This window comes from Acinetobacter sp. 24-47-62 (assembly GCF_056779765.1).
In genome coordinates this window covers 16,584-41,845 of record NZ_JBWYIN010000001.1, presented here as the reverse complement: position 1 = coordinate 41,845, position 25,262 = coordinate 16,584, and the positions used below count along the sequence as shown (strand labels likewise).

20 protein-coding genes and 1 pseudogene are annotated in these 25,262 nt (G+C 36.8%); 7 read left to right on the top strand and 14 right to left on the bottom strand.

What is annotated here, in order from left to right; all coding sequences use genetic code 11:
- The first annotated feature begins 56 nt into the window (after positions 1-56).
- Positions 57-1,166 carry an S-(hydroxymethyl)glutathione dehydrogenase/class III alcohol dehydrogenase gene (locus tag AC1M87_RS00165; protein ID WP_481592593.1) on the top strand — a complete coding sequence of 370 codons (1,110 nt, stop codon included), beginning with the start codon at positions 57-59 and terminating at the stop codon, positions 1,164-1,166.
- A 41-nt stretch (positions 1,167-1,207) separates the two neighbouring features.
- Here AC1M87_RS00165 and AC1M87_RS00160 read toward each other — a convergent pair whose 3' ends face one another.
- Entirely contained in the window at positions 1,208-2,413 is a 1,206-nt protein-coding gene (locus AC1M87_RS00160; protein ID WP_481592592.1) for an amino acid aminotransferase, read from the bottom strand.
- A gap of 245 nt (positions 2,414-2,658) precedes the next feature.
- On the opposite strand from AC1M87_RS00160, the gene AC1M87_RS00155 reads away from it, so the two are divergent.
- The 4 genes from AC1M87_RS00155 (at position 2,659) to AC1M87_RS00140 (ending at position 8,710) form a co-directional block, all read left to right on the top strand.
- A complete protein-coding gene (locus AC1M87_RS00155) occupies positions 2,659-3,420 on the top strand; it encodes an alpha/beta fold hydrolase (RefSeq protein ID WP_481592591.1) in 762 nt (253 codons plus the stop codon).
- Between the two features lie 383 nt (positions 3,421-3,803).
- Entirely contained in the window at positions 3,804-5,939 is a 2,136-nt protein-coding gene (locus tag AC1M87_RS00150; RefSeq protein ID WP_481592590.1) for a sensor domain-containing protein, read from the top strand.
- Positions 5,940-6,348: 409 nt separating this feature from the next.
- The gene (locus tag AC1M87_RS00145; protein ID WP_481592589.1) at positions 6,349-7,386 is read left to right on the top strand and encodes a 3-deoxy-7-phosphoheptulonate synthase; all 1,038 of its coding nucleotides are present in this window, start codon (positions 6,349-6,351) and stop codon (positions 7,384-7,386) included.
- Positions 7,387-7,546: 160 nt separating this feature from the next.
- Complete coding sequence (locus AC1M87_RS00140; RefSeq protein WP_481592588.1) at positions 7,547-8,710, top strand: PilT/PilU family type 4a pilus ATPase; 1,164 nt, start codon at positions 7,547-7,549, stop codon at positions 8,708-8,710.
- Between the two features lie 55 nt (positions 8,711-8,765).
- On the opposite strand, the gene AC1M87_RS00135 is transcribed toward AC1M87_RS00140, so the two are convergent.
- From AC1M87_RS00135 to AC1M87_RS00080, 12 genes are all read right to left on the bottom strand, one after another.
- Complete coding sequence (locus AC1M87_RS00135) at positions 8,766-9,941, bottom strand: MFS transporter (RefSeq protein ID WP_481592587.1); 1,176 nt, start codon at positions 9,939-9,941, stop codon at positions 8,766-8,768.
- Between the two features lie 196 nt (positions 9,942-10,137).
- A complete protein-coding gene (gene gcvH, locus AC1M87_RS00130; RefSeq protein WP_035267502.1) occupies positions 10,138-10,512 on the bottom strand; it encodes a glycine cleavage system protein GcvH in 375 nt (124 codons plus the stop codon).
- 68 nt (positions 10,513-10,580) lie between these two features.
- The gene (locus tag AC1M87_RS00125; protein ID WP_179997980.1) at positions 10,581-11,612 is read right to left on the bottom strand and encodes an AraC family transcriptional regulator; all 1,032 of its coding nucleotides are present in this window, start codon (positions 11,610-11,612) and stop codon (positions 10,581-10,583) included.
- 116 nt (positions 11,613-11,728) lie between these two features.
- Positions 11,729-12,163 (bottom strand): MaoC family dehydratase, encoded by a 435-nt coding sequence (locus AC1M87_RS00120; protein WP_035267505.1) that lies wholly within the window; start codon positions 12,161-12,163, stop codon positions 11,729-11,731.
- Positions 12,150-14,015, bottom strand: a complete 1,866-nt coding sequence (locus tag AC1M87_RS00115) for an ABC transporter ATP-binding protein (RefSeq protein ID WP_481592586.1) — start codon at positions 14,013-14,015, stop codon at positions 12,150-12,152. Before AC1M87_RS00115 ends, AC1M87_RS00120 begins: the two co-directional genes overlap by 14 nt.
- A 30-nt stretch (positions 14,016-14,045) precedes the next feature.
- Positions 14,046-15,287, bottom strand: a complete 1,242-nt coding sequence (locus tag AC1M87_RS00110) for a mechanosensitive ion channel family protein (protein ID WP_481592585.1) — start codon at positions 15,285-15,287, stop codon at positions 14,046-14,048.
- Between the two features lie 559 nt (positions 15,288-15,846).
- Positions 15,847-16,383, bottom strand: coding sequence for a DUF2058 domain-containing protein (locus AC1M87_RS00105; protein WP_481592584.1), 537 nt, complete (start codon positions 16,381-16,383; stop codon positions 15,847-15,849).
- A 12-nt stretch (positions 16,384-16,395) separates the two neighbouring features.
- The gene (locus AC1M87_RS00100) at positions 16,396-17,073 is read right to left on the bottom strand and encodes a YoaK family protein (protein ID WP_180027852.1); all 678 of its coding nucleotides are present in this window, start codon (positions 17,071-17,073) and stop codon (positions 16,396-16,398) included.
- A gap of 34 nt (positions 17,074-17,107) precedes the next feature.
- The gene (sstT, locus tag AC1M87_RS00095; protein WP_481592583.1) at positions 17,108-18,310 is read right to left on the bottom strand and encodes a serine/threonine transporter SstT; all 1,203 of its coding nucleotides are present in this window, start codon (positions 18,308-18,310) and stop codon (positions 17,108-17,110) included.
- Positions 18,311-18,472: 162 nt separating this feature from the next.
- A complete protein-coding gene (locus AC1M87_RS00090; protein ID WP_481592582.1) occupies positions 18,473-20,218 on the bottom strand; it encodes a SulP family inorganic anion transporter in 1,746 nt (581 codons plus the stop codon).
- Positions 20,219-20,333: 115 nt separating this feature from the next.
- The gene (locus tag AC1M87_RS00085) at positions 20,334-21,746 is read right to left on the bottom strand and encodes an amidase (RefSeq protein ID WP_481592581.1); all 1,413 of its coding nucleotides are present in this window, start codon (positions 21,744-21,746) and stop codon (positions 20,334-20,336) included.
- Positions 21,747-22,149: 403 nt separating this feature from the next.
- Positions 22,150-22,404: a hypothetical protein gene (locus tag AC1M87_RS00080; protein WP_481588113.1), complete on the bottom strand. Its 255-nt coding sequence runs from the start codon at positions 22,402-22,404 to the stop codon at positions 22,150-22,152.
- Positions 22,405-22,736: 332 nt separating this feature from the next.
- Here AC1M87_RS00080 and AC1M87_RS00075 point away from each other — a divergent pair, with 332 nt between their 5' ends.
- Both AC1M87_RS00075 and AC1M87_RS00070 read left to right on the top strand, forming a co-directional pair.
- Positions 22,737-22,973, top strand: a complete 237-nt coding sequence (locus tag AC1M87_RS00075) for a VF530 family protein (RefSeq protein WP_481588112.1) — start codon at positions 22,737-22,739, stop codon at positions 22,971-22,973.
- Positions 22,974-23,180: 207 nt separating this feature from the next.
- Positions 23,181-23,879, top strand: coding sequence for a DUF1826 domain-containing protein (locus AC1M87_RS00070; protein ID WP_481592580.1), 699 nt, complete (start codon positions 23,181-23,183; stop codon positions 23,877-23,879).
- A 17-nt stretch (positions 23,880-23,896) separates the two neighbouring features.
- Here AC1M87_RS00070 and zigA read toward each other — a convergent pair.
- Positions 23,897-25,117: pseudogene (gene zigA / locus AC1M87_RS00065) on the bottom strand (zinc metallochaperone GTPase ZigA).
- Positions 25,118-25,262 lie beyond the last annotated feature (145 nt).

The following is a 25,262-nucleotide window of genomic DNA, read 5'->3' as shown; positions in this document are numbered from 1 at the left end:
AAAGCGGTTACTGTAACTTATCTGTTAAATCTTAATTTACAAAGGAAGTTTTCATCATGAAATCACGTGCAGCGGTGGCATTCGGTCCAGGTCAGCCATTACAAATTGTTGAATTAGATGTTGCTCCACCACAAGCTGGTGAAGTATTGGTGAAAATTACGCATACAGGTGTTTGTCATACTGATGCATTTACACTTTCTGGTGAAGACCCAGAGGGCGTATTCCCTGCGGTACTGGGTCACGAAGGTGCAGGTATTGTAGTTGAAGTTGGTGAAGGTGTAACCAGTGTAAAACCAGGTGATCATGTCATTCCACTTTATACTGCAGAATGTGGCGAATGTTTGTTCTGCAAATCAAATAAAACAAACTTATGTGTCTCTGTACGTGCCACTCAAGGTAAAGGTGTTATGCCTGATGGAACGACTCGATTCTCTTATAATGGCGAACCTATTTACCATTATATGGGATGTTCAACATTCAGTGAATACACAGTTGTTGCCGAAGTATCGTTAGCAAAAATTAATCCTGAAGCAAACCCTGAACACGTTTGTTTATTGGGTTGTGGCGTGACGACTGGTATTGGTGCGGTTCACAATACTGCAAAAGTACAGGAAGGTGATACTGTTGCTGTGTTCGGTTTAGGTGGTATTGGTTTAGCAGTTGTTCAAGGTGCTAAACAAGCCAAAGCTGGCCGGATTATTGTAGTGGATACCAATCCAGAAAAATTTAAATTGGCTGAACAGTTTGGTGCTACAGATTTCCTCAATCCTAAGGACTATGATCAACCTATTCAACAAGTCATTGTAGAGATGACTGGATGGGGGGTAGATCATTCATTCGAGTGTATCGGTAATACAAACGTGATGCGTTCAGCGCTTGAATGTGCACACCGCGGTTGGGGTCAATCTGTCATTATCGGTGTAGCTGGTGCTGGTCAAGAAATCTCAACTCGTCCATTCCAATTAGTAACTGGACGTAAATGGATGGGTACAGCATTTGGTGGTGTAAAAGGTCGTACTCAATTACCAAAAATGGTTGAAGATGCGATGAAGGGTGACATTCAGTTAGAACCTTTTGTTACTCATACTATGGCTCTAGAAGACATTAATAAAGCCTTTGACTTAATGCACGAAGGTAAATCAATCCGTACAGTTGTACATTTTTAATTGAGCAATAAAAAACGGGCGATATGCCCGTTTTTTTTGTTTTAAGCAGTAGCTTTCAAAACTTCTGCAATTGATTCAGCCACATAATCAATATTATTCAAGTTTAATCCTGCTGCGCACATACGGCCACTACGTACTAAATAAATACCATATTTATCTTTCAGAATATCCACTTGTTCACCAGTCAAACCTGTATAACTGAACATACCTTGTTGTTTTACTAGATAGCTAAAGTCACGTTCAGGCAGAGCCGCACTCAATTTAGCATTTAACAATTCACGCATTTTGATAATACGTTCACGCATTTCTTGTAATTCAGCTTGCCATTGAGCAGTTAGATCTGCGTTGTTTAACACGTTTTCAACCAACAATGCACCTGTGCTTGCTGGACTAGAATAAATACGGCGTACAGTGGCTTTTAATTGTCCAAGGACTTTTTGAGCAGTAGCTTGATCATCACAGACAAATGTTAAGCCGCCGACACGCTCACCGTACAGTGAGAAGATTTTTGAGAATGAATTACTCACAATGAAATTCATACCTGATTTATCTAAAGCACGAATAAGGTATGCATCTTCTTCAAGACCTTTACCGAAACCTTGATAAGCGATGTCAAGGAATGGAATAAGATCATTCGTCTTAAGTACTTCGATCACTTTATCCCATTCTGCTGGCGTTAAATCTGCACCAGTTGGGTTATGGCAACAAGGATGAAGCAAAACAATACTTTTTGCTTTTAGTGTTTTTAATTCCTCAATCATTGCTGGAACGTTAACGCCATTTGTTTCAGCATCAAAATAAGGATAGAAGTGAGACTGGATACCAGCGCCATTAAAAATTGCGATATGGTTATCCCAAGTTGGCTGACTTACCCAGATATCTGACTCAGGAAAATATTTTTTCAGAAAATCAGCACCGACTTTAAGTGCGCCTGAGCCACCAAGTGTTTGAATCGTGACAGCACGACCATCTTTACACGCTTGACTATCAGGACCTAAAACTAATGCTTGAGTCGCTTCGTTATAAGATTTCAAACCATCCATTGGTAAATAAAGTTTAACTTTATCGTTGCTTGGTTCAATATTTTTGTACGCAGCTTTGACCGCATTTAACTGAGGTACAATACTGTCTTCGTTATAATATAGACCAATACTCAAATTCACTTTTTGAATACGCTCATCTTTACTATATTCTTCCATGAGTGAAAGAATAGGGTCACCTGCATAAGCATCTACATGATGAAACATGGTCTAAATTTCCTAAAATGTTCAAAGTAAAAAGTTTAATCGGATAATATATATAATTTCCGCACGATCACAAGATCGAATTACAGGACTAATTTTTATAAAACTCAATACTTTTACTTATAACCGAATTTTTTTAATTGTCTTTAATGTGCTGAATTATATAAATAAAAATTAAATTAACACCAAAATACAAACTCAACTGTTAGAATTTGAATCACATTTTTTAAAGCTATTTGAGTATATACATGCGACTAAATGCTGAGATCACCAAATCAAATGCGAATCAACGTCAACCTGCTCTTGTTCTGATTCATGGTCTTTTTGGTAGTTTATCCAACCTAGGCATGCTCGCGAGAGCATTTCAGGAAACGCATGATGTCATCCAAATTGATTTGCGTAATCACGGTATATCACCTCATTCTGATCAAATGAGTTATCAACTTATGGCGCAAGATGTTATAGAAACTTTAGATGATATGAATGTGCAACAATTTCACGTCATTGGTCATTCAATGGGGGGGAAAGTTGCCATGCACTTAGCAAATTTTGTACCACATCGAGTAGTTAAATTGATTGTACTTGATATGGCACCCGTCGCTTATCAAAAATCTCATCATGATCAAATTTTCAAAGCTTTAGAAGAAGTTCAAAAAGGTCAAGTTGTTTCAAGAAAGGAGGCAACCGAGTTGATGCAGAAATATATTAATGAAATTGGCGTTATTCAATTTCTGCTCAAATCTTTCCGCAATGGACAGTGGCTGTTCAACTTAGATGCACTTAAACAACAATATTTTCAGATTTTGTCATGGGAACGTCTCAATCCACAATCGAATGAAACTTTGTTTTTAAAAGGACAATTATCCGATTATATTAATCTCAAGCGCGATAACGATCTTATTCGGTTCCAATATCCTAAAGCTAAATTTGTGACGATTGATGGCACTGGACATTGGTTACATGCAGAAAAACCAAGTGAGGTTATCAAAAACATTAAAGATTTTTTATAATAAATTAATAATAAGTTTAGATTGTTTTTATATTAGCCGATACCTACTTAATATAAGTAGGTATTTTTTTAATTAAAATCGGAATTATTTAATTCTAAGATGTCAAATTATCAAATAAATTCATTATTGTGTCGTATTTCATTATTTTTTATGCATTTTGTCTATTTAATATTCACAAGTGATAAAAATTATGTATCATGCAGAAATGGTATTTGTATTAATTTAATTCATTTAAGTGTTATTATTATCACGTATTTTAAAATTAATGATGATTAATAATCATTATTAACGAAATTTAAATACTGATTAATTAAATTCTAAAATTTTACGCTAATTTTTGTATTCGTCATTTTGATGGGTTGTTATTTTCGAATAGGTGAACTATGAGCATTCTGGATCTGAATAGAGCTGATCATTTACAGTCCAAAGCTGTGCCTTTGCATCTAACACTGTCAGATGACTTTAAATTTGCACTCGATTTACTGCCTAATTTGATTTGGGTCAGTCACACCAACTCAGGCTATTGTAATCTCGCACTTAAACAATATATCGGTGCGGATACGCAAATCTTACGTGATGTAGACTGGCTTAAATTTGTTCATCCTGATGATGCTGAACATCTTTATCAGATTTGGAATGATGCTCAAAAAAACGGTCAGAAATTTGAAAAAGAGTGTCGTATAAAAAATAAATCAGGTGAATATCTTTGGTTCTTAATGCTTGCTGAACCTAAGGTGATTCAATCCAACCAGCAAAATTGGATGATAAGTTGCACAAATATCCATGATCGTACAATCAAAATGCGTGAAACAGCTGAGGCCTTGCGTGCCAATACAGATATGCTCGATGTCAGCGTAGACTGTATCAAAATTATCACACCAGATGGCAAGCTTGAACACATGAACAAATCTGGATGCATGGCATTACTGGGTCAAGAGCGTGTTAAGAAATTTGGAATGGATTGGTTAACGCTGTTACCACCTGAAGTACGCGAACAGGGGGCAAAAGCGATTAAAACGGCAGCTCGAGGAAAGAACGCCCGTTTTGCGAGCATGAGCACACACGGCGATACTGTGATGTATTGGGATAATATTTTAACACCTGTGCATGATGAACAAGGAAATACGACCAGTATTCTCTGTGTATCACGTGATATTACCCGTCAACGTGTTGCCGAAGCTAAACTTAAAATCAGCAGTGAATATGATGATCTGACCGGTCTGATGAATCGTCGTGCCTTCAAAAATAAATTAAAAACGGCGATTTCACAGGCAAATCGTGAGAAAACACTTATTGGTATGATGTTTATTGATCTCGATCATTTTAAAAACATTAACGATACTTTAGGTCATCCTGCTGGAGATCATCTACTTAAAGTCTTATCTAAACGTCTGCAAAAGAGTTTGGATCGCAAGTGTATTGTTTCACGTTTAGGTGGAGATGAATTTGCAATTATCGTGACAGGGATGACCTCAGAAGAAGAATTACATCAAACCACACAGAAAGTGCTTAAACAAAATATTGCCCCCATCACTTATGCAGGAAAAGTGATTAATAGTGGGATGAGTATTGGATGTGCCATTTATCCTAAAGATGCTCAAGATGTATTCGGATTGATGAAATGTGCGGATACCGCTTTAAATGATCTTAAAGAAAAAGGTCGTGGTGGGTATCGTATGTATGATAACGAAATGTTTGCACTTGCTGAAAAGAAGATGCAACAACTTGATACTGCTCGCTATATCATACAGGACAATTTAATCGAACCGTATTATCAACCTAAGGTTCGCTTAGATAACTGTCAGCTAATCGGATTTGAAGCTTTGATGCGTTGGCATGATGCACAGCAGCAACTTCATTATCCAGCTTCAATCTCAGAAGCGTTTAACGATTATGAGCTGGCCAGTAAAATCAGTGAAATCATGCATGAAAAGATTCTGAGTGACATGGCGGATTGGATGTCTAAGGGAGTTCAACTTGTACCGATCTCAATTAATGCCTCTCCAGTTGAATTCATGCGTGACAATTATGCAGAATTGTTGATTCAACGTTTAGAACGACATCAAATTCCTGCTCATTTAATCGAGGTTGAAATTACAGAACATATCCTGTCTGAGCGCGGAATAGAATTTGTGATTCGAGCACTGCAAAAGCTCAAAAACTATGGTCTTCGAATTTCATTGGATGATTTCGGAACCGGTCATTCTTCAATGACGCATTTAAGAGATTATCCTGTCGACTGTCTCAAGATTGATTACGCTTTTGTGAATCGAATGAATGAGGAGAAGTCAATCAATTCAATTGTAGAGGGCATTGCTAAGCTTGGACCTATTCTGTCGTTGGATGTGATCGCTGAAGGCGTTGAAACATGCCAACAGCTCTTAAGTCTTCAGGATGTTGGCTGTGCATATGGTCAAGGCTTTTTATTTAGCCAAGCGATTTGTAAGTCTGAGGCTGAGCAACTGATGCTCAAACAAATATGCGCTATAAAAGATTGGCTTCCTATAGATAAGCAATAAACCATTGATATCTTTGAGTTATGACTGATATAACAATATTTTTTATATAAATTGCTTGTCAATCAGTCTATTTATGCGTATTTTACTTTTAAGGGTTATATTTTAGATAATTTGATGAAAACGACACACTTGATTACTAACGCTTATTATTATTTTTGGCAATTTAACATCTAGTTGCCTAGACGCGTTCGGGCAACAAAAATGTTGCCCATCAAGTTTATACCTGATTGGCAACACCAATCAGGTTTTTTTTCATCTCAACAAATATAGGAGCATCTCATGAAAACATTGAATACTTTTTATTTTAGCAACGGTTATTGGTTCTATTTTAGTCAAGAACAAAACCCAGCCAATAGACACCTCACGCTCAAATAAAAGATAGGGCAATTGCTGCCCAAAGGAATTCAAGATGAATGCAATTAATTCTCAGCTTATAACCACAGCTCAACATACTTTAGAAAAAAAATTAAGCTTACCATTAGAACTAAAATCAGCTTTACCAGTTAGTCCGATAGTTTCACTTCAGATTCGTCAACATCGCCAAACCATACAAGATATTTTAGCTGGTCATGATCCACGTTTATTGGTCATTACTGGTCCATGTTCGATTCATGATCCTAAAGCAACCCTCGAATACGCACAAAAATTAAAAAAACTGCAAGAACAAGTCAAAGATCAGATTTTCATCGTGATGCGTACTTATATTGAAAAACCCCGCACCACTGTAGGATGGAAAGGCTTTTTATATGATCCAGATTTAAATGGTTCAGCAGATATGCAAAAAGGACTTGAACAGTCTAGATCGCTCTTCATTCAAATTGCTGAAATGGGTTTGCCATTGGCTACAGAAATCTTAAGCCCAATGGCAACAGGATATTTTGATGATTTGATTTCATGGGGTGCGATTGGGGCGAGAACAAGCGAGTCGCAAATTCACCGCGAAATATCTAGCCATATGCCTTATAGCATTGGGTTCAAAAACGGTACAGATGGATCAATCCAAATTGCATTGGATGCGATTCAGTCCGCTTCACAGCCGCATCAATTTCTTGGTTTAAGCCAAGATGGTGGTCCAAGCATTTTATCTTCAAAGGGTAATCCGCACGCACATTTGATCTTACGTGGATCGAATCAGGGTACAAATTACCAATTCGCTGAAATTAAAAAGATTCAAGAAAACAATAACCATGTATTACCAGCTTTGATTATTGATTGTAGCCATGGGAACAGTGCTAAAAATCCATTGAATCAACCTGCTGTATTAAAGCAAATTGTGAATGAACGACCTCAAACACAAGTCCGTGGCGTCATGCTAGAAAGCTTTTTAGTCGATGGCAATCAGAAAATTTCTGATCACATGACTTACGGTCAATCAGTGACTGATGGATGCTTGGATTGGTTAAGTACAGAGCAATTGATTTTGGATGTTGCTCAACAACTCTCCTAATATAATTCGTAAAAAAGAACCCATGAAATATGGGTTCTTTTTTTTGCCTTTAAGATTTGAATGTTTGTTTAAAGCATTAAATATTTGATGAAACAGCTGAAATAACCTTATATTTCTATTAGTATTTTAAGTATTTAATATTTATAACTTGGGGAAATTAATGTTCAGTAATGAATTACTTAGCGAAGCTCGGCAATTCATGTTCAGATTGCTTAAAAGCGTTTTTGACCATGAGGGATCAGATTTATTTATTTCAGCTGATTTTCCTCCAAGTATGAAACATCAAGGTTCAATGAAGCCTTTAAGTTCTCAAGCTTTGACTGCAGAAAAAACAAAACTATTCGCTTATAGCTTAATGAATGAAAAACAAAGAGCAGAATTCGAGAGTGAATTAGAATGTAATTTTGCCATTAATGTCCCAGATGTATCGCGCTTTCGCGTGAATGTTTTTCAACAGCAACTTAATGTAGGGATGGTCATTCGTACCATTACCTCTGAAATTCCAAACTTTGAAAAGTTGAAATTACCAGAAACATTGAAAGATGTGGTGATGGAAAAGCGAGGTTTAATTCTAGTGGTTGGTGGCACTGGATCGGGTAAATCTACCTCACTTGCTGCCATGATTGATTACCGTAATGAGAACTCAGCAGGGCACATCATTACTGTAGAAGATCCAGTTGAATACGTGCATAAACATAAAAAATCAATGGTCACTCACCGAGAAGTCGGAGTGGACTGTCACTCATGGCATAATGCGCTTAAAAACACACTTCGTCAGGCACCAGATGTAATTTTAATTGGCGAAATCCGTGATACGGAGACCATGGAGCATGCGATCGCTTTTGCAGAGACTGGTCATTTGTGCCTAGGCACGTTGCATTCTAATAATGCCAATCAAACCTTAGATCGAATTATCAACTTTTTCCCTGAAGAACGGCGTAATCAGTTGCTTATGGATCTTTCATCAAATATGAAAGCCATTATTTCTCAACGTTTAGTTCGAACTGAAGATGGTGTCGGACGTAGAGCTGCTGTAGAAGTCATGCTAAATACACCTTTAGTTTCGGATTTGATTTTGAAAGGTAACTTTCATGAGTTGAAAGAAATTATGACCAAGTCTCGAGAACTGGGGATGCAAACATTTGACCAAGCATTGTTTGATTTATATAACGAAAGTGCGATCAGTTATGATGAAGCCATTCGTAATGCTGACTCTAAAAATGAATTACGTCTACAAATTAAACTGAAAAGTACACGCATCCGAGAGAATGCTGAAACGTCTTCACAAACCTTCAGTATGTTTGATGAAGATGCAGAAAGCTAATTGAATAAAAAAAAGCCTTCATCTGAAGGCTTTTTTTGGAAAAATTTTTAACTATCTAGACCGCTTTTACTTTAGTTTGAACAACGAAGCGGTAAAACAGCAAGCTTAATAGCGTCAATATTGCGCATAATATATATGCAATCGAATACTGATAGTGTGTGATCACAATCCCTAAAATAAAAGAACCTAATGCGATGCCAATGTCGTAAAAGGTGTAAAAAGTTGAACTCGCATGTCCAACACGTTCACGTGCTACAGCTTGAATGGCTTGCGTTTGAAGACATGGCTGAGCAGATCCAAAGCCTATACCAATAAAGACAGCAGATATCAATAATCCGGCAGCAGAATGAATTTGGCTTAGAATGAATAGCCCAATGCTAAAGCTCACAATCGCTGGATAGACAACGTAGGCAGGACCCTTGGAGTCATATAACTTTCCTGTGAAGGGTCTTAGGAGCATCATGGAAACTGAAAAAACAGCAAAAAATAAACTCGCATAGGTCAATAAATTTTTTGATTCAGCATATGTCGAGATAAAAGACATGATACTTGCATAAGAAAATGAGATGAGCATCGCCATCATCGCAACAGGTAAAGCTTTAATCTCAACAAAATCATGAAGACTAATTTTTGTTTTGCGCTTAAAAGTTTGAAATTGTGTCTGGATCGGAATCAAAAAGCAGAACAAATAACCAATAAAAACAATTGCAGCTAAAAGGGTAGCCACTGGAATATATCCCCATGGTTGAATGAGAATCAAGCCCAACATGGGTCCTAGTACAATGGCAAGATTGACTGACATGACAAAATAGCCCATGCCTTCACCTTTACGCTGATTTGGAATGAAGTCATTGACGATTGGTATCATGGCAGTGGTCAAAATACTAAACCAAATTCCTTGTAGTAACCGAATGACCAGTAATAGGGTTAGATTATCAGCAAAGATATAAGCGAAAGAGAGCAGTACAAAAAATGACTCAGAGATATAAAGTGCTTTTTTAAGCCCAATCTTCTCGATAATGAGACCGGTAAACGGTCGTATTGCGATCGATGAAGCTAGAAATAAAGTCAGTGCAAGCCCAGCTTGGGTAATATTACCATTTAAATCATTCAGAATATAAATTGGCAATATCGTTGTCTGAGCAAAATAAAAGATGAAAATAAATAAGTTATTAATTAGACACAGAATAAAAGATTTATTCCATAGATGCTCAGCATGTATAGAAGACATAGACAACCTTGAAATATTGAACCATTAAAAGCTTCAATCTGTGCCAAATAAAATTATTTTTGGTTTTGGTCAGCAATGAAGTAGGGAGAGAAGTTGAATTAATTATAATCAAATTACATGAAAATTACAGCAAAAAGTGAGCCATTCATCCGAAAATGTATAAATAAAAAACCAGTCCGTAGACTGGTCATAAATATTACAAACCTGATTCATAATCTGTATTTGAGAGAAGTTGTTCTACATCTGCCAAATTAGATGGTTTGATTTTGTAGATCCAGCCTTTGCCATAGGGATCATCATTTACAAAATCTGGATCATCTTCTAGATTTTCATTAATTTCTACAACTACACCGCTTACAGGAGCATGAATATCAGAAGCTGTTTTCACAGACTCAACTACACCCGCTTGTTCACCAGCAGTCAATTCACGACCTACTTCAGGTGCTTCTACATAGACAAGATCACCCAATGCATCTTGTGCGTGATCTGAGATCCCAGTAACAACGAGATCACCTTCAATACGTACCCATTCGTGTGTGCGAGCATATTTAAGCTCTGAAGGATGATTCATCACGACTCCTCAATTCGATTTGAAAAATTTTCTTGTGTTATACAGTGTTTTATTTAAAAACGAAAGTTCTATAAATATGGATCTTTACGCCAACTGCTTGGACTTCGACCACTCCAACGTTTAAATGCACGACTGAAATTCGCAACATCTGAATAACCGAGTTCATCTGCGATTTGTTCAAGTGAATAGTCAGTACGTGACAGTAGGGAGGTTGCATGACGATATCGAACTTCATCCACTAAGGTTGAAAAAGAAGTTCCTTCTGCAGCCAACTGACGTTTCAGTGTACGATCAGACATATGCAGGCGATCTGCCACATTTTCAATACTTAAATAGTGTTGTTCAGAATGTGTCAAAATATCGCGAACACGCATTGAAATTCGACGGCGTTCGCCCAGCTCTGATAGTTCTGCTTCGCACTGATTAATTGCAATTTGACTGGCAATCGGATCTGCGTTAACCATCTTCAGGCCTAAATAACTTTTATCGAAACTGGCAAGAAAATGAGTCTGGTCAAAATGAATAATCGTTTTGGGATGTAGACGACTGATGTATTTGTCAAAGCCTTCAGGTTTCGGGAAGTCAAAATTAATTTCGCCATACAAATCATTAATGCCTGTCAGTGCTTTTGCCATTGTAATGACACCAAAAGTCAAAGCCATGACAATTTCAGTTCTCAGCGGTTCAAGATCAATATCACATTGTAACTGCAAAGAAACTTGTTCTGTAAATGTCGAGAAATGAAATTGCAGAAAAGGCATACGCAGTTGTATAAAGCGATTGGCTAAAATAAGTGCATCAGTAATCTCATTCGAGGTCATAATGGCATAGCCAATAAAACCATGGATAGAAATCCGCATTTGGTTACCAAGATGATAACCAAGAGAACTTTCACCTGTCATTTTGCGCGCGAGAATAATCATCTCATTCGCTACATGTAGTGGAATTCTAAATTCAGGATCGGCAAGTTGCTCGTTGGTGAATCCAAAGGGAGCGAATAGCGACTCAGCACTATAACCCCAACGAGAAACAACATCTAAAAGTAAGAGTCCGTAAACACCTGGAATGCCTAAATCTGGGCGAACTGAAACTGTTTTCATGTGCGATCCATTGCTTTACACAATTTTTTTCATAATTTTTGGTGAAAATAATACTGACATAAATTCCAGATAGAAAATACCAATTTTGTCGGACAAATCTAGTGTGAAACCGATGTTTAAGCCTTAAAAACGACAATTTTTGTGGTTGAAATCAACAAAACATCACCATGCTGATTTTTTGTTTGTGTGACATAACTCACAATTCCGCGATCTAGCTTTGTTTTAGAAGGATTGATAGCAACAATTTCAACTTCTACATGCAAACGATCACCAGCACGAGCTGGTTTTGGCCATCTTAAGCTTGACTCTGAACCGATAAGCCCCTTGGCAATTGGAAAACATTCAGTCCAAAGACGCATGGTAATGGCTGAGGTTTGCCAACCACTGGCTGCGATACCTTGAAAAATAGGATGATCTTTTGCAGCCTCTTCATCAGTATGAAAGACTTGAGGGTCATATTTTTGTGCAAATTCTTTAATTTCTTCGAGTGTTAACTCATATTCACGACTTTTAAACTGATCACCCACTTTTAAATCATCAAGATAAAGCATCTTCGTCTAATTCCTTGTCTTTCACTTTTTGTTCAACTAAAAATCCACCCGTTTGGCGTTGCCAAAGTTGGGCATAAATTCCATTCTGTTGGATCAGCTCATCGTGAGATCCTTGTTCTACGATATTTCCTTGATCCAAAACAATTAATCGATCCATTTGAGCGATTGTTGAAAGGCGGTGTGCAATTGCAATTACCGTTTTACCTTCCATCAAGTCATCAAGGCTTGCCTGAATCGCAGCCTCCACTTCTGAATCGAGTGCGCTGGTTGCTTCATCAAAAATCAAAATTGGAGCATCTTTTAGGAATACCCGTGCAATTGCTATACGCTGTCTTTGCCCACCAGATAATTTTACACCACGCTCACCTACATAAGCGTCATATCCTGTCTGACCACGTAGATCTGTAAGCTGTGGAATAAACTCTTCTGCTCGAGCTTTACGGACAGCTTCATACATTTCTTCATCAGTCGCTTCAGGTCGACCATATTTAATATTCTCAGCAACACTTCGATGCAGCAAAGAAGTATCCTGCGTCACGAGAGCAATGTTTTTTCTTAAACTATCTTGGGTGACTTCATCAATCGCTTGGCCATCGATATAAATTTTACCTTGTTGGGTTTGATAAAAATGAAGTAGTAGTTGGATCAGTGTCGATTTTCCAGCACCAGACCGACCGACAATTCCAATTTTTTCACCCGGTTTAATTTCTAAATTCAAGTGATTAATAACATTTTTTTGATTATATGCAAAGCTCACATTATCAAATTTAATCGCACCAGAGTGTACCTCGAGTGGCAGTGCAGCTTCTTTGTCTTGAATTGCTATTGGTTTGGCTAGCGTGGTCATCCCATCTTGGATGGTACCAATATTTTCAAATAAGGCTGAAGTTTGCCACATCATAAAAGAAGCCATACTATTCAGCTTTAAAATCATGGCTGTCGTTGCGGCGATCACACCGATGTTTGCTTCACCAATAAACCAAAGCCAAACTGCTGTACCTAAAACGCCAAAGAATAAAATTGCGGTCAATAGATTAATGCTAATTTCATAAGCAGTTCCCAGACGCATCTGGGTATACACCGTCTTCATAAAAAGTTGCATAGACTCTTTGGCATATTGGCTTTCACGACCAGCATGTGCAAACAATTTTACTGTTTGTATATTTGTATAAGCATCAGTCACACGACCAGTCATCACCGCGCGTGCATCAGCCTGCTTTTTTGAAATTTTTCCAAGTCGCGGGATAAAGAAGGATGCCGCGCCAATGAATAAAATCAACCATGCCATCAGGGGAATAAGGAGAAGAGGGGAGACGTTTCCTAAAACCACACTGATGGTAATAAAATAAATCACCACATAAGTAACGATATCCCCCAAAATTACCCAAAATTCACGAACTGCAAGTGAAGTTTGCATGACTTTAGCTGACAATCGACCTGCAAAATCATTGTGAAAAAAGTCTAAACCTTGAAGAAGTAATAAGTTGTGAAAACGCCAACGCAAGCGCATTGGAAAGCTACTGAATAAAATCTGATGCCTTATGATTGATTGCAAACTTGCAAAGAAAATATTAGCAAGTAGAAAACCAGACAAAATCATCAGATTTGTTTGGTTATTTTCGAGAAAATTTTGAGGCGTCGATGCGGACAACCAATCAACTAAATGACCAATTTGAGAGAAGAAAATAGCTTCAAATGAAGCTGTTGCTGCAGTAAATAACACCAACACCAAGAGATAGCGCTTAACTCCTGATGCTGCTTGCCAAACAAATGGAAAAAATTTCTTCGGCAAGGGCTGATTTAAATCTTTGGATGGATATGGATCAACGAGTCTTTCAAACCACTGCAGCATACGACTAATCTTAATTCATCTAATCAAAACTCAGTTTACTGTGTCTTGAGGAATCTTGAAATCATTCCCAGAAGGAATCTGGAATATTTTTAATCCAAACTCAGGAAGAATCGCCAAAAGATGATCAAAAATATCGGATTGGATCGCCTCATAAGCCACCCAAGCTGTCGTATTTGTAAAAGCATAAATTTCTATAGGCAAACCTTCACCTGTCGGTTGTAATTGACGAACGATTAAGGACTGATTTTGTGCAATACCTGGATGATTTTTTAAATAGTATTCAATATATGCGCGGAATGTTCCTAAATTGGTTAAACGACGTTGGTTATTGACCCCATTATTTGCATATTGCTGATTAAAGTTTTTTAACTCAGTTTGTTTCTCATCCAGATATTTTTCTAAAATCAGAAATTCTTTAAGTTTGCTGTATTCCATTGCAGATAAGAAGTGCACACTATTTTGATCGATATAGAGTGGACGTTTAATACGACGAACACCTTGCTCTTGCATACCTCTCCAGTTCTTAAAAGTATCTGTCACCAAACGATTGGTCGGAATAGTGGTATAGGTCTTATCAAAGTTTTGTACGGTCACCGTATGTAATGACATATCAATGACATCGCCATCCGCATTTAAGGTTGGCATTTCAATCCAATCACCAATCCGAACCATGTCATATGAAGAGATTTGAACTGAAGCCACTAGAGATAGAATTGTATTTTGGAAAACCAGCATGAGCACTGCTGCCATTGCCCCGAAACCTGCCAATAGCGTGAAAACATCTTTTTTAAGAAATGTTCCTATGACCATCAGTGCACAAACAACAAAAATAATGAGTTTAACTAACTGTAAATAACCCTTAATTGGCTTATTGTGAGATTTAGGATTACGTTGATAAATAATATTAAAAATGGTGAGAAGCTGACTAATTGCCAAGGCAATGGTTAAGAAAATGAAGGCTTGTGCAAACATCTGAATCAATGTAATGACTTTTTCAGACAGGTGAGGAACCGTCACAATTCCATTCATAATCACCAATGCTGGGACAATGTTTGCAATTCTTCGAATAACGCTATGTTCCGCTAAGACATCACTATAACTAAAACGTAGTTTGCTAATAATTTTGCGAATACCACGGACGACCACTTGTTTAGCAATAAAATTTGCGATAAATGCAATGAGAATAAGAATGCTCAGAGAGGTCAACATCTCTAACCAAGGAAATTGATCTGACCATTCTTGGATTTGAGTTACAAAATTTAATCTGTCCAACTTGATCACCTCTAAATGAATTGGTATTAGCTTAATGGTTTAAGTTATTAAATTTATTAGAGTTAACGTTTATCAAACAGAATAGATTAAATTAATTACTTGAAATAAATTTTATGAACTTCTATTTTAAATAAAATTAATGTGAATTAAGTCACACTATAAAATTTCCTAGATTATCGTCATTACATTTTTAAATTATAAAGCTTATCTTGTAACCAGATTTTTTTTCATTCTCAATCTCACTGTATTCTTAACCTACACGAAAGGTCCTGAAAGAAGCATTATTGAGCTTGTTCATTTTCAGCATTTTGAAAATGAAAAAATAATATGAGAAAATCAATCCATTATTTTTTTTAAGCTCTCCAAAACAACATCGATTGAAAAAAATCGAATCAGAGAATAAAAGACGAGCGCAGAAAATTGATAGAGTCTTCTCGTGATGGTTGGACGCAGCAATATGACCTAAAGCATCTTAATCATGAATTTATACCCGCTACACCGCAATCTGAATCACACATCAAGCGTAAAAAAAGCCTAATAAATTAGGCTTTTGAGGAATTCACCACATTAAATCATCTGGAATAACATAAGCTGCATATGGATCTTCCTCATCTGTAATAGCCTCATTTTTCTCAGCATTATTCACAATAATAAATCCTTCGACTTTTTCATTAATCCGCTCAGATAACGCTCTTGGTAGAACAGCATAACCTGTTTGATCTTTGGCGATAACTAATGTACCTGCCACGAGTGCATTGTAAACTTGTTGATTAATATAAATTTTCTTAATTTTATTTTCATCAACGAACTGGTAGCTGATTTCACCATCAATATCTTTGATTTTATGCTGACCAATCATTTGCACTACTGCTGCACGTAATGCTTTTTCATCTTGCTGGCGTTTGATTTCAAGATTAAGACTCTGATCTTTTTCTAATTTTTGCTTTAAATCTTGTTCAATCTTAGCTTTAATCTCAGCTTCATTGCTTTGACCCGTGCGTTGCTCATGCACAGCTTGTTTAGAAAGTTTTTTAGCCTTTTTTTGATCGACTAAACCAGCTTTGAGCAATTGTGCTTGCAAGGCATTTTTTACCATGAGTAATACCAACTACGATTTTTGAAAATAACAATGACGGAAATATAAAATCCAATAGATCAGGGTCAGTAAAAAACTTAAACCTGCAGGAATTAAAAACGCTTCTAATTGTAAATAAGGATAGCTGAATGCCGCAACAGTACTGCCAATAATAAAACCAAATAAAATCACTAAATGCAAAATAACTTTTCTGGATTCCGTTGTAAGACCTCTTACAAAATATCCAAATGCTAAACCAAGATCGGTTAAGACACCAGAAAGGTGAGTCGTGCGAATAATCGCACCTTTATAATGACTTACCATGGCATTTTGTACACCCATCGCACAACATGCCCATAGCAGTGCATAACGAGGATAATAGGGAATAAATACCCAACAGAGCAGAATAAAAAAAGTCACTAAACTCAATGGTAGACCATATCTGCGTCCGAGTTTAAATTGACTATTCCCCAATATCAGACCGCTAAAACTAGAGCCTAAAACATAACTCAGGATAATAAGAATCAGAAAAAATACAGCTTTGAAATCATGGTCAATAATACCGATCGCAAGCAGACTTGCATTGCCTGTCATATGTGAAACTGACTGATGTAATAGAGAAATGAGACCCAAAACGTTGATCATGCCTGCATTTACCGCAAGCATGAAAGCCCCAAATTGTACCCAGTTTGGAAGGAATTGAAATGGCATATCGTTCATTCTAAAAGTTTATGCCATGAATATATTATTTTGAAGGAGCGCGATCAACCGCAGCAGTAAACAATACATCTGTAGATGAGTTGAGTGCTGTTTCAGTTGAATCTTGTAGAACACTGATCACCATACCGATGGCTACAACTTGCATAGCCACATCTGGTGAAATATTGAATAAGCCACAAGCGACAGGAATCAATAACAGTGAACCACCCGCTACACCCGAAGCCCCGCAGGCAGAAACAGTAGCCACAACAGAAAGAACAAGCATTGTAGTAAAGTCAACGGAAATACCAAGTGTATTCACCGCTGCTAATGTTAATACGGTAATCGTTACTGATGCGCCCGCCATATTAATTGCAGCACCCAACGGGATTGCTACACTCGCTGTCGATTCATTCACACCCAAACGCTTGGCAAGATCCAAGTTTACAGGAATATTTGCTGCTGAACTACGGGTGAAAAATGCGGTGATCCCACTTTCACGTAGACATTGAATAACCAATGGATAAGGATTTGAACGCGTAACAAATGCCACCATAATTGGATTAATTACAAGTGCAACAAAGAACATAGTCCCTAATAGAACAGATAATAATTGTGCATAACTTGCTAAGGTTTTAAGACCTGCATCTGCAAAAGTAACCGCAACAAGTCCAAAAATACCGAAAGGTGCAAAACTGATGACAAGACGAATCACGTGATTCACGGCATTCGCAGCATCCGTCAGACACTGTTTTGTGGTGTCTGTGGCATGGCGGAATGCTATTCCCAGTGCAACAGCCCAACCTAAAATCCCAATAAAGTTTGCTTCACTTAATGCAACGATAGGATTCGCAACAAAACTGAGTAATAAATTTTTAAGAATTTCAGTCAAGCTGCCAGGTGGCTGTAAATCAGCTTGCGCAGCGACATCTAGGAAAAGAGTGCTTGGAAATAAATTACTCACAACGACAGCAGTTAACGCAGATAAAAACATACCTACGGCATACATCATCATAATGGGTTTGATTTTCGCACTGCTGCTATCACCAACTTTAAAGTTTGCAATCGAAGAAAGGACCAAAACAAAAACAAGGATTGGTGCAACAGATTTAAGGGCTTTAATAAATAAATCACCCAGCAAGCTTAATTGTGGTGCAACTTGAGGGAAAAATATAGCCACCAAAACGCCCAGAATAATGGCGATAAGGATTTTGGTGACTAAACTCAAACGTGCTAGAGCAGTGAACATAACTGAACCTAATAATGCCGAGTCTGGCTTAAAATCGGATAAATAAGTCGGGTATTCTATACTTAAAAATGATTTTAAATATAAAACTTATTCATAATAAAAATTAAGTGAATCAAATCACTGGATTTTTTTTGATAATTCTTACTTAAGAATATCAAATTCTTATGCAAAAGATGATTTATTTTCACTGAAATGCGGGTCTAATTCATATACTGCTTGGAAATGAGTGAAGTATATTTTACCTGTCAGATGTTGTATCCAGTTGGTTGAATTTAAGCGATCCATAACAGGACCTTTGACTTCGCTTAAGTGTAGTTGAATATTGAGTTTAGATAACTCAGAATTCATTTCCTCAAGAGTCTCTAAAGCTGAGTAGTCAATATTACTGATACTGGAACAGTTAATGACAACATGTTGAAGCTCATCATGTTGGCTAACTTCTGAAATAATAAATTCCTTCAGGGTGTTTGCATTGAGAAAACTCAAATTTTCATCAATTCTCACCGAAACGAGCCTTTTACTGGTAATAACCTGGTGTCTTGAAATATTTCTAAAATGCTGCGTGCCTTCAACGAGACCAATCACTGCAATATGTGGACGGCTAATTCTCCATAACAGCAACACAAATGTTGAAATAATACCCACCATTAAGCCTGTCGTAATATCTACACACAGCACTCCTAAAAATGTGAGTGTCATTGCTAAACCATCTGCTTTAGAATATTTCCAAGCCTCTATAAAAGGTTTAATCTCAACAAGTTTCCATATCGACACAATGATTGTTGCAGCCAATACTCCTAAAGGTAAATATTCAAATAGGCTTGTAAAATATAGACTGACCACAATAATAAGTAGAGAGGATAAAACCCCAGCCATAGGTGTTTTAGCACCAGCATCAGCATTGACCACTGTACGTGATAAGCTACCAGTGACAGGAAATGCGCCACTGATTCCAGCGCCAAAATTTGCAACACCGAGCGCAACAAGCTCTTGATTACTGTTCAAATTGCTACGTGATTGAAAAGCCGTAGCTTGCGCGATCGAAATAGATTCAACGAAACTCACCATAGCGATCATTGCCGCACCAGGAAGCAGTATTTTCACCATGTCCCATGTCCAGTACGGCATTTGAATAGGAGGTAATCCACTTGGAATTTCACCTACTGTTTTAATTCCATAGACAGTTAAATCAAAGGATTGAACCAGTAAGATTGAAAATAGCACTAAGCATAACGGTAATGCTTTTTGTACTAATTGCATTAATTTTTGATGATTTGAAAATGCTGGAATTTTAAGTAATTGTGGTAAATAAATGAGCGCTAAAATTGAAGCTAAACCCAAAGATAAGCTGGCCAAATCATATAAAGAAATATATTGAGCCAAACTCGTAAAAAATTCGATTAAATTACTGGATTGCAATGGAATATTAAGAATAAATTTTATTTGACCTAATGCAATTAAGACGGCTGAAGCAATGATAAAACTCTTAATCACAGGATGGCTAATGAGACGAATCAAAAAACCAAATCTGAATAATCCCAATAAAAATGAAATTATGCCAACCATTACTGCTAGCAAATACGCAGCTTGAATATAGACTGGTGAACCCACTTCATATAATGGCTGTAGCGTGGCAAAAGTCATCATAGAGATTAATGCAACTGGACCAATTGAAAGGGTAGTACTCCCTCCAATCAATGCATAAGCAATCATAGGGATAATACTGGCATATAACCCCATAATTGGAGGTAATCCTGCAATCATGGCATATGCCATGCCTTGTGGTACAAGCATTGCAAGCACGATCACAGATGCAAGAAGATCAGATTTAAAATCTTGAGTATTGTATTTTTTTAACCATTTCCAAGCTGGGATGATTCGTTCCACAGAATGCTTCGTTAAATCCATACAAATCTCTAAATCACATTTATATATATATTATGCATAAAAAGTGATAAACAAGCACTGAGTATTGTTGATAAGGATCATCAAGAATTTGATTAATGATCCTTAGCGTATGAATTTAATCGAATATTTTTTTAAAAGGTTGTATGTGTTCAAGCTGATAAGCGAGATCTATCAGTAAACGTTCTTGTCCCAAATCAGCAGAAAGCTGAATACCTATCGGTCTTGAATCTAATTTGGTCATACCCATCGGCAATGATATCGCTGGAGCACCTGCGATATTTTGAATAGGTGTGAATGCCACATAATTCCTTAAACGCTCAAATAAAACATCAAATTCGAGGTGAGGTGAAAGATATCCAATTTGAGGCGAAACATGCGCTAAAACTGGCGAAAGGATGACATCATATTGTTGGAAGATTTGTTGATAGATGCGTTGGATTTGCTTTAAACGGTATAAAAATAAAGGGGTTTTATAGAAATTTTTCTTGTACAAGTTTGCAAGCCCAACTGTTAGATGATCTAACTCATTCACGTTAAAATCTTTGCTAAGTAGCGGTTTTCCAAACTGTTGAATCATAAATGATAAAAAACCCCAATAGTGGCTGAAATCATCTACAAACGAATCTGGAATAGGAAGTGAAAATTCTTCAATATGATGACCTAAATTCCTGAGTAATTGAGCAGTAGACTCAACAGTTTGACGGGTCTCAGCATCAGTATTGGTTTGCAATGAATTATAAACAAGACCAATCCGTAAAGGTTTGCTGGATGGATGCTGGATTAAGCCAATTTCGGGTAATTTTTTTGGCTTATATTGTTTTTCCATTTCAGCGAAGAAAAACGCGGTATCACGCACAGAACGTGTTAAAACACCATCTGAAACAAGGTCAATTGGTAAATACTGCGAACCTTCATTTGGATACCAACGACCACGTGTCGGCTTTAAACCGACTAAACCGCAATTTGCTGCAGGAATTCGTATCGAACCACCACCATCATTTGCATGTGCAATTGGTACTACGCCTGATGCAACGAGTGCCGCAGCTCCACCTGAAGAAGCTCCACACGAATAATCAGTATGCCAAGGATTGCGTGTGTAATCCCCAGACTTAAATTCTGTTGAAGCATTTAAGCCAAATTCAGGCATTTTGGATTTACCCAGTGCAATTAAGCCTGTATCTAACATTTGTTGAGTAATTTTAGAGTTTTTGATCTTTTCCTTGGATTTGAACGATGTTGATCCTTGTTGCGTAGGAAAACCAATAAGATCCAAATTATCCTTAATAAATGTAGGGATTGCAGAAAAAATCTGATTTGGTTTAAAAGTAGGCGATTTAAGTATTTGTTCGAAGTTTTCGAATTCAATTGCATTTAGCAGAGGATTTACGAATTTTGCGCGTTCAATCGAAGCTCTTAAAACTTCATCAATTGAGATGTCTTTAGATTGAATTCTGTTTGAGAGCTCAATCGCATCACTTGTACCTATTATATCATCCGTGAAAGCATGAATTCTTTTTTGATTATCCATAATCGATTTTCTTTAAAATTGACTAAGCATATGTATACACATGAAATATTGATTTGTCGATTGACCAGAGATTGATTCGCCACAATTTCGCATAATGTATATTATGTTAAATAAGATATCTAGAACAATAACCCTGAACATGGGTTTATATAATTTGTGATGGCTAAGAATTCGGCATTAAAGAATCTTCGATGAAATTCGTCATTAAGAAAAAACTTTAGATGAAAGAATCAGATGTACTACATGCTCTGATTAAATATCACTTGAAGAATCTAAAAGCAGAAGAAGTTATAAAATGCCGAGAAGAAGTTTTGGGTAAGGAAGATTAACTGCCCTTTTATTTTCAAATTTAAGACTAGAGTCAACCATTAGATGACGTGGACTCTTTATTAAGTTAACATGATTAAGGATTTAATGGATGTTCTGTTGGAATAATTGGGTTGTCATCACCAAAATCAAATTTCACTTCTTCTTCGGATGGCTCTTCTTCACTACCTAAAACGTATATTGTTTGGGCTTCTTCGTGTCCACGATCATGCCTATGTGTTAAAGCTGTTACTGCAAGTAATTTCCAACCTGCTTTTAAATGCTGATTTACTTGGAAATCACTATATAATTCTTTAACTTGTCGAATTGCTGTAAATGAATTTTCACTCATGATACTACTCACAGAAAAAAGTTTATTTTCTTATATGAAAACTTTTTTTTATAGTTCAATATTAAAATAAAAAATTATGGTTAAGTCAATCTGAAGTCGCATAATTTCAAATTATGTTAAATAGGATATCTTTAACAGCGCACCAATACTAGCTATTGTCTTGTTACATGGCATAAAACAACGAATGATTAGAATTCAAATTAGGAAAAAAAATTTAAAACCAAAACACAACCTGTCATTTTTGATGGACCATTGAGTTTATACAGCAACGTTCTCAATTTTTGTCTAGCTCAGGTTATAATGCTCATCTTACACAATTCAGTTGATCTATTATGAACAGCTCCAATGATCCTTTACATCGCAAAAAACTCGCTGACATTTTAGATGAGTTATTGGATTACTACGGAGGCTTTGAAGGATTAAGTCGTAAAATTGAAATTCGTTGTTTTTGCATCGACCCAAGTGTTAAATCATCTTTACGATTTCTACGGACTACACCATGGGCACGTGAAAAAGTAGAAAGCTTATATTTGTATGTTCTCCGTCAAAAAGCTAAACAGAAATTGTAGCCAACAAAAAACTTAAGCTATGTTTAGCTTTTTACACCCAATTGTAGAATAGCCTTAATGAGTATCTATCGTTATTGTTGACAGCGTGTAGTTATGGGTGGAAGCCCCACTCTCCTACTACATAGGACAACGATCGATTATCTAAATCCAGTCTTATCAAGTCTAGAGCTAGAAGTTATAATATGTTTTTAAAAAGTTTTAGATCATATGCTTGAACTCATTCACTCATATCCTCAAGCCAAATTGGTGAATACTTTCCAAGCATTAGCGAATGAAGTTTTTGAAGACTCTGTCAATGCTTTATGTTGGTATAGGCATTTAGACTTCAATTTCGAAGAAATCGTTGAAAAACTTACACTCATAGAAGATATTACTGAAATTACCATCGAACAATTAGAGCAACTCAAACTTTCAGACTCTGCAAGCAAAGCGAGAGACATTATCCTCAATGATATAATGTTGCTCACCGAATTGGGTGCATCGCCGTCTTTAAACTTAATCAAAGAGTATCAGCGTGATGAAGAATTGGATTTTATCAGCACTGATGTATATTCTTTTCATGTAGATCGATCGCCATTAGCAACGGATACATATTTGTGTACCTATTACGGGGCGGCTAGCGATATTATTTCCAATGATCAGGTCGAACAAAAAATTCTTATCCCAGAAATCCGTCAAAAAATTAAATCCTTGTTTGATGGCGAAGACCATGAGTTTGACGATTTTCTTGAAGAGACCTATATGGATCTTCACTATCAACCTAAAAATAGTGCAACACCTTTAAGTTTAGGAGTTGGTCATCTCTGGCGTTTGGCTGTAGATCATCCTGATCAGAAAGTACTTCCTTGTGTTCACCGTGCTCCAAAAGAAAATGCAGGAGAACTCAGATTACTTTTAATTTGTTAAGGAATCACTTGCACAATTTAGGCGAGTAGTTCTTTTTCAGTTTCAAATGGGTTAAAGAAATTACACCAAACGATTGGTCCTAAACTCATCTCCGAATCAGTAAGTAAACATTGATCAAAATTTTGGATTAATTGCTCTTTATCCATCTCTTGACCAATTAAAACAATTTCCTGTCTGGCATCACCCGTTTCTGAATGCCAACTCGATTCAATTGCCTGAATAGATTGCGTATCTTATGGCCATTCCTCTTGTGGTACCGAAGCCCACCAATATCCTGCTTGACCATGCCGAGCCATACCTCCAGCTTGTGACCAAGACATAGCCATTGTTGGTTCCGCAGCAAGCCAAAAAAATCCTTTTGAGCGTATAACACCTTTCCATTCTGAATGGATAAAATTGTAAAAACGTTGTGGGTGAAAGGGTCTTCTTGCTCTATATACGAAACTTTCGATTCCATATTCTTCAGTTTCAGGCTTATGCTCTCCTCTCAACTCTTTTAACCAACCAGGTGCTTGTGAGGCTTCATCAAAATTAAAAAGCTGTGTGTTGAGTATTTTATCGAGTTCAACCTGACCAAATGTAGATGACTCAATTTTTGCTCTAGGGTTAAGCTTTTTGAGAATCGCATAAAGCTGGGACTTCTGATGCTCATCGATTAAATCAGTTTTGTTTAGAATAATAACATCACAAAATTCGATTTGATCTATCAATAAATCCACAACAGTACGTTGGTCAAATTCTCCAAGTGATTCGCCACGATCATGAAGAAGATCATATGAACGATAATCACGTAAAAAATTGAATGCATCGACTACGGTCACCATGGTATCTAAACGAGCGTACTCATTTAGAGATACGCCGTCTTCATCTTCAAACGTAAATGTTTCGGCTACAGGTAGAGGCTCTGATATTCCGGTAGATTCAATGACGAGTTGATCAAATTTTTTCTCTTCCGCTAATCGTCTTACTTCTACTAATAAATCTTCTCTCAAAGTACAGCAAATACATCCATTACTCATTTCAACGAGTTTTTCTTCCGTTCGTGATAATTCCGCCCCACCTTCTCTGACTAAAGCAGCATCAATATTGACTTCTGACATATCGTTCACAATTACTGCGACACGTTTTCCTTCTCTATTATTTAAAATATGATTTAAAAGTGTGGTTTTTCCTGCACCAAGAAATCCAGATAGCACAGTGACAGGTAATTTATACGGTTGTGAAGAATCAATATTCATGGTGAGTTACTCGTTTTCATGTTCAACCACATCATTTGATCGCTTATTGCAATCAATAAATGATCTTGATTTTTGATGTAACTAAATCATAATTGTTATGTTATAACATTTCAACATGTTTAATGTTTAGTTAAACTTAAATAAA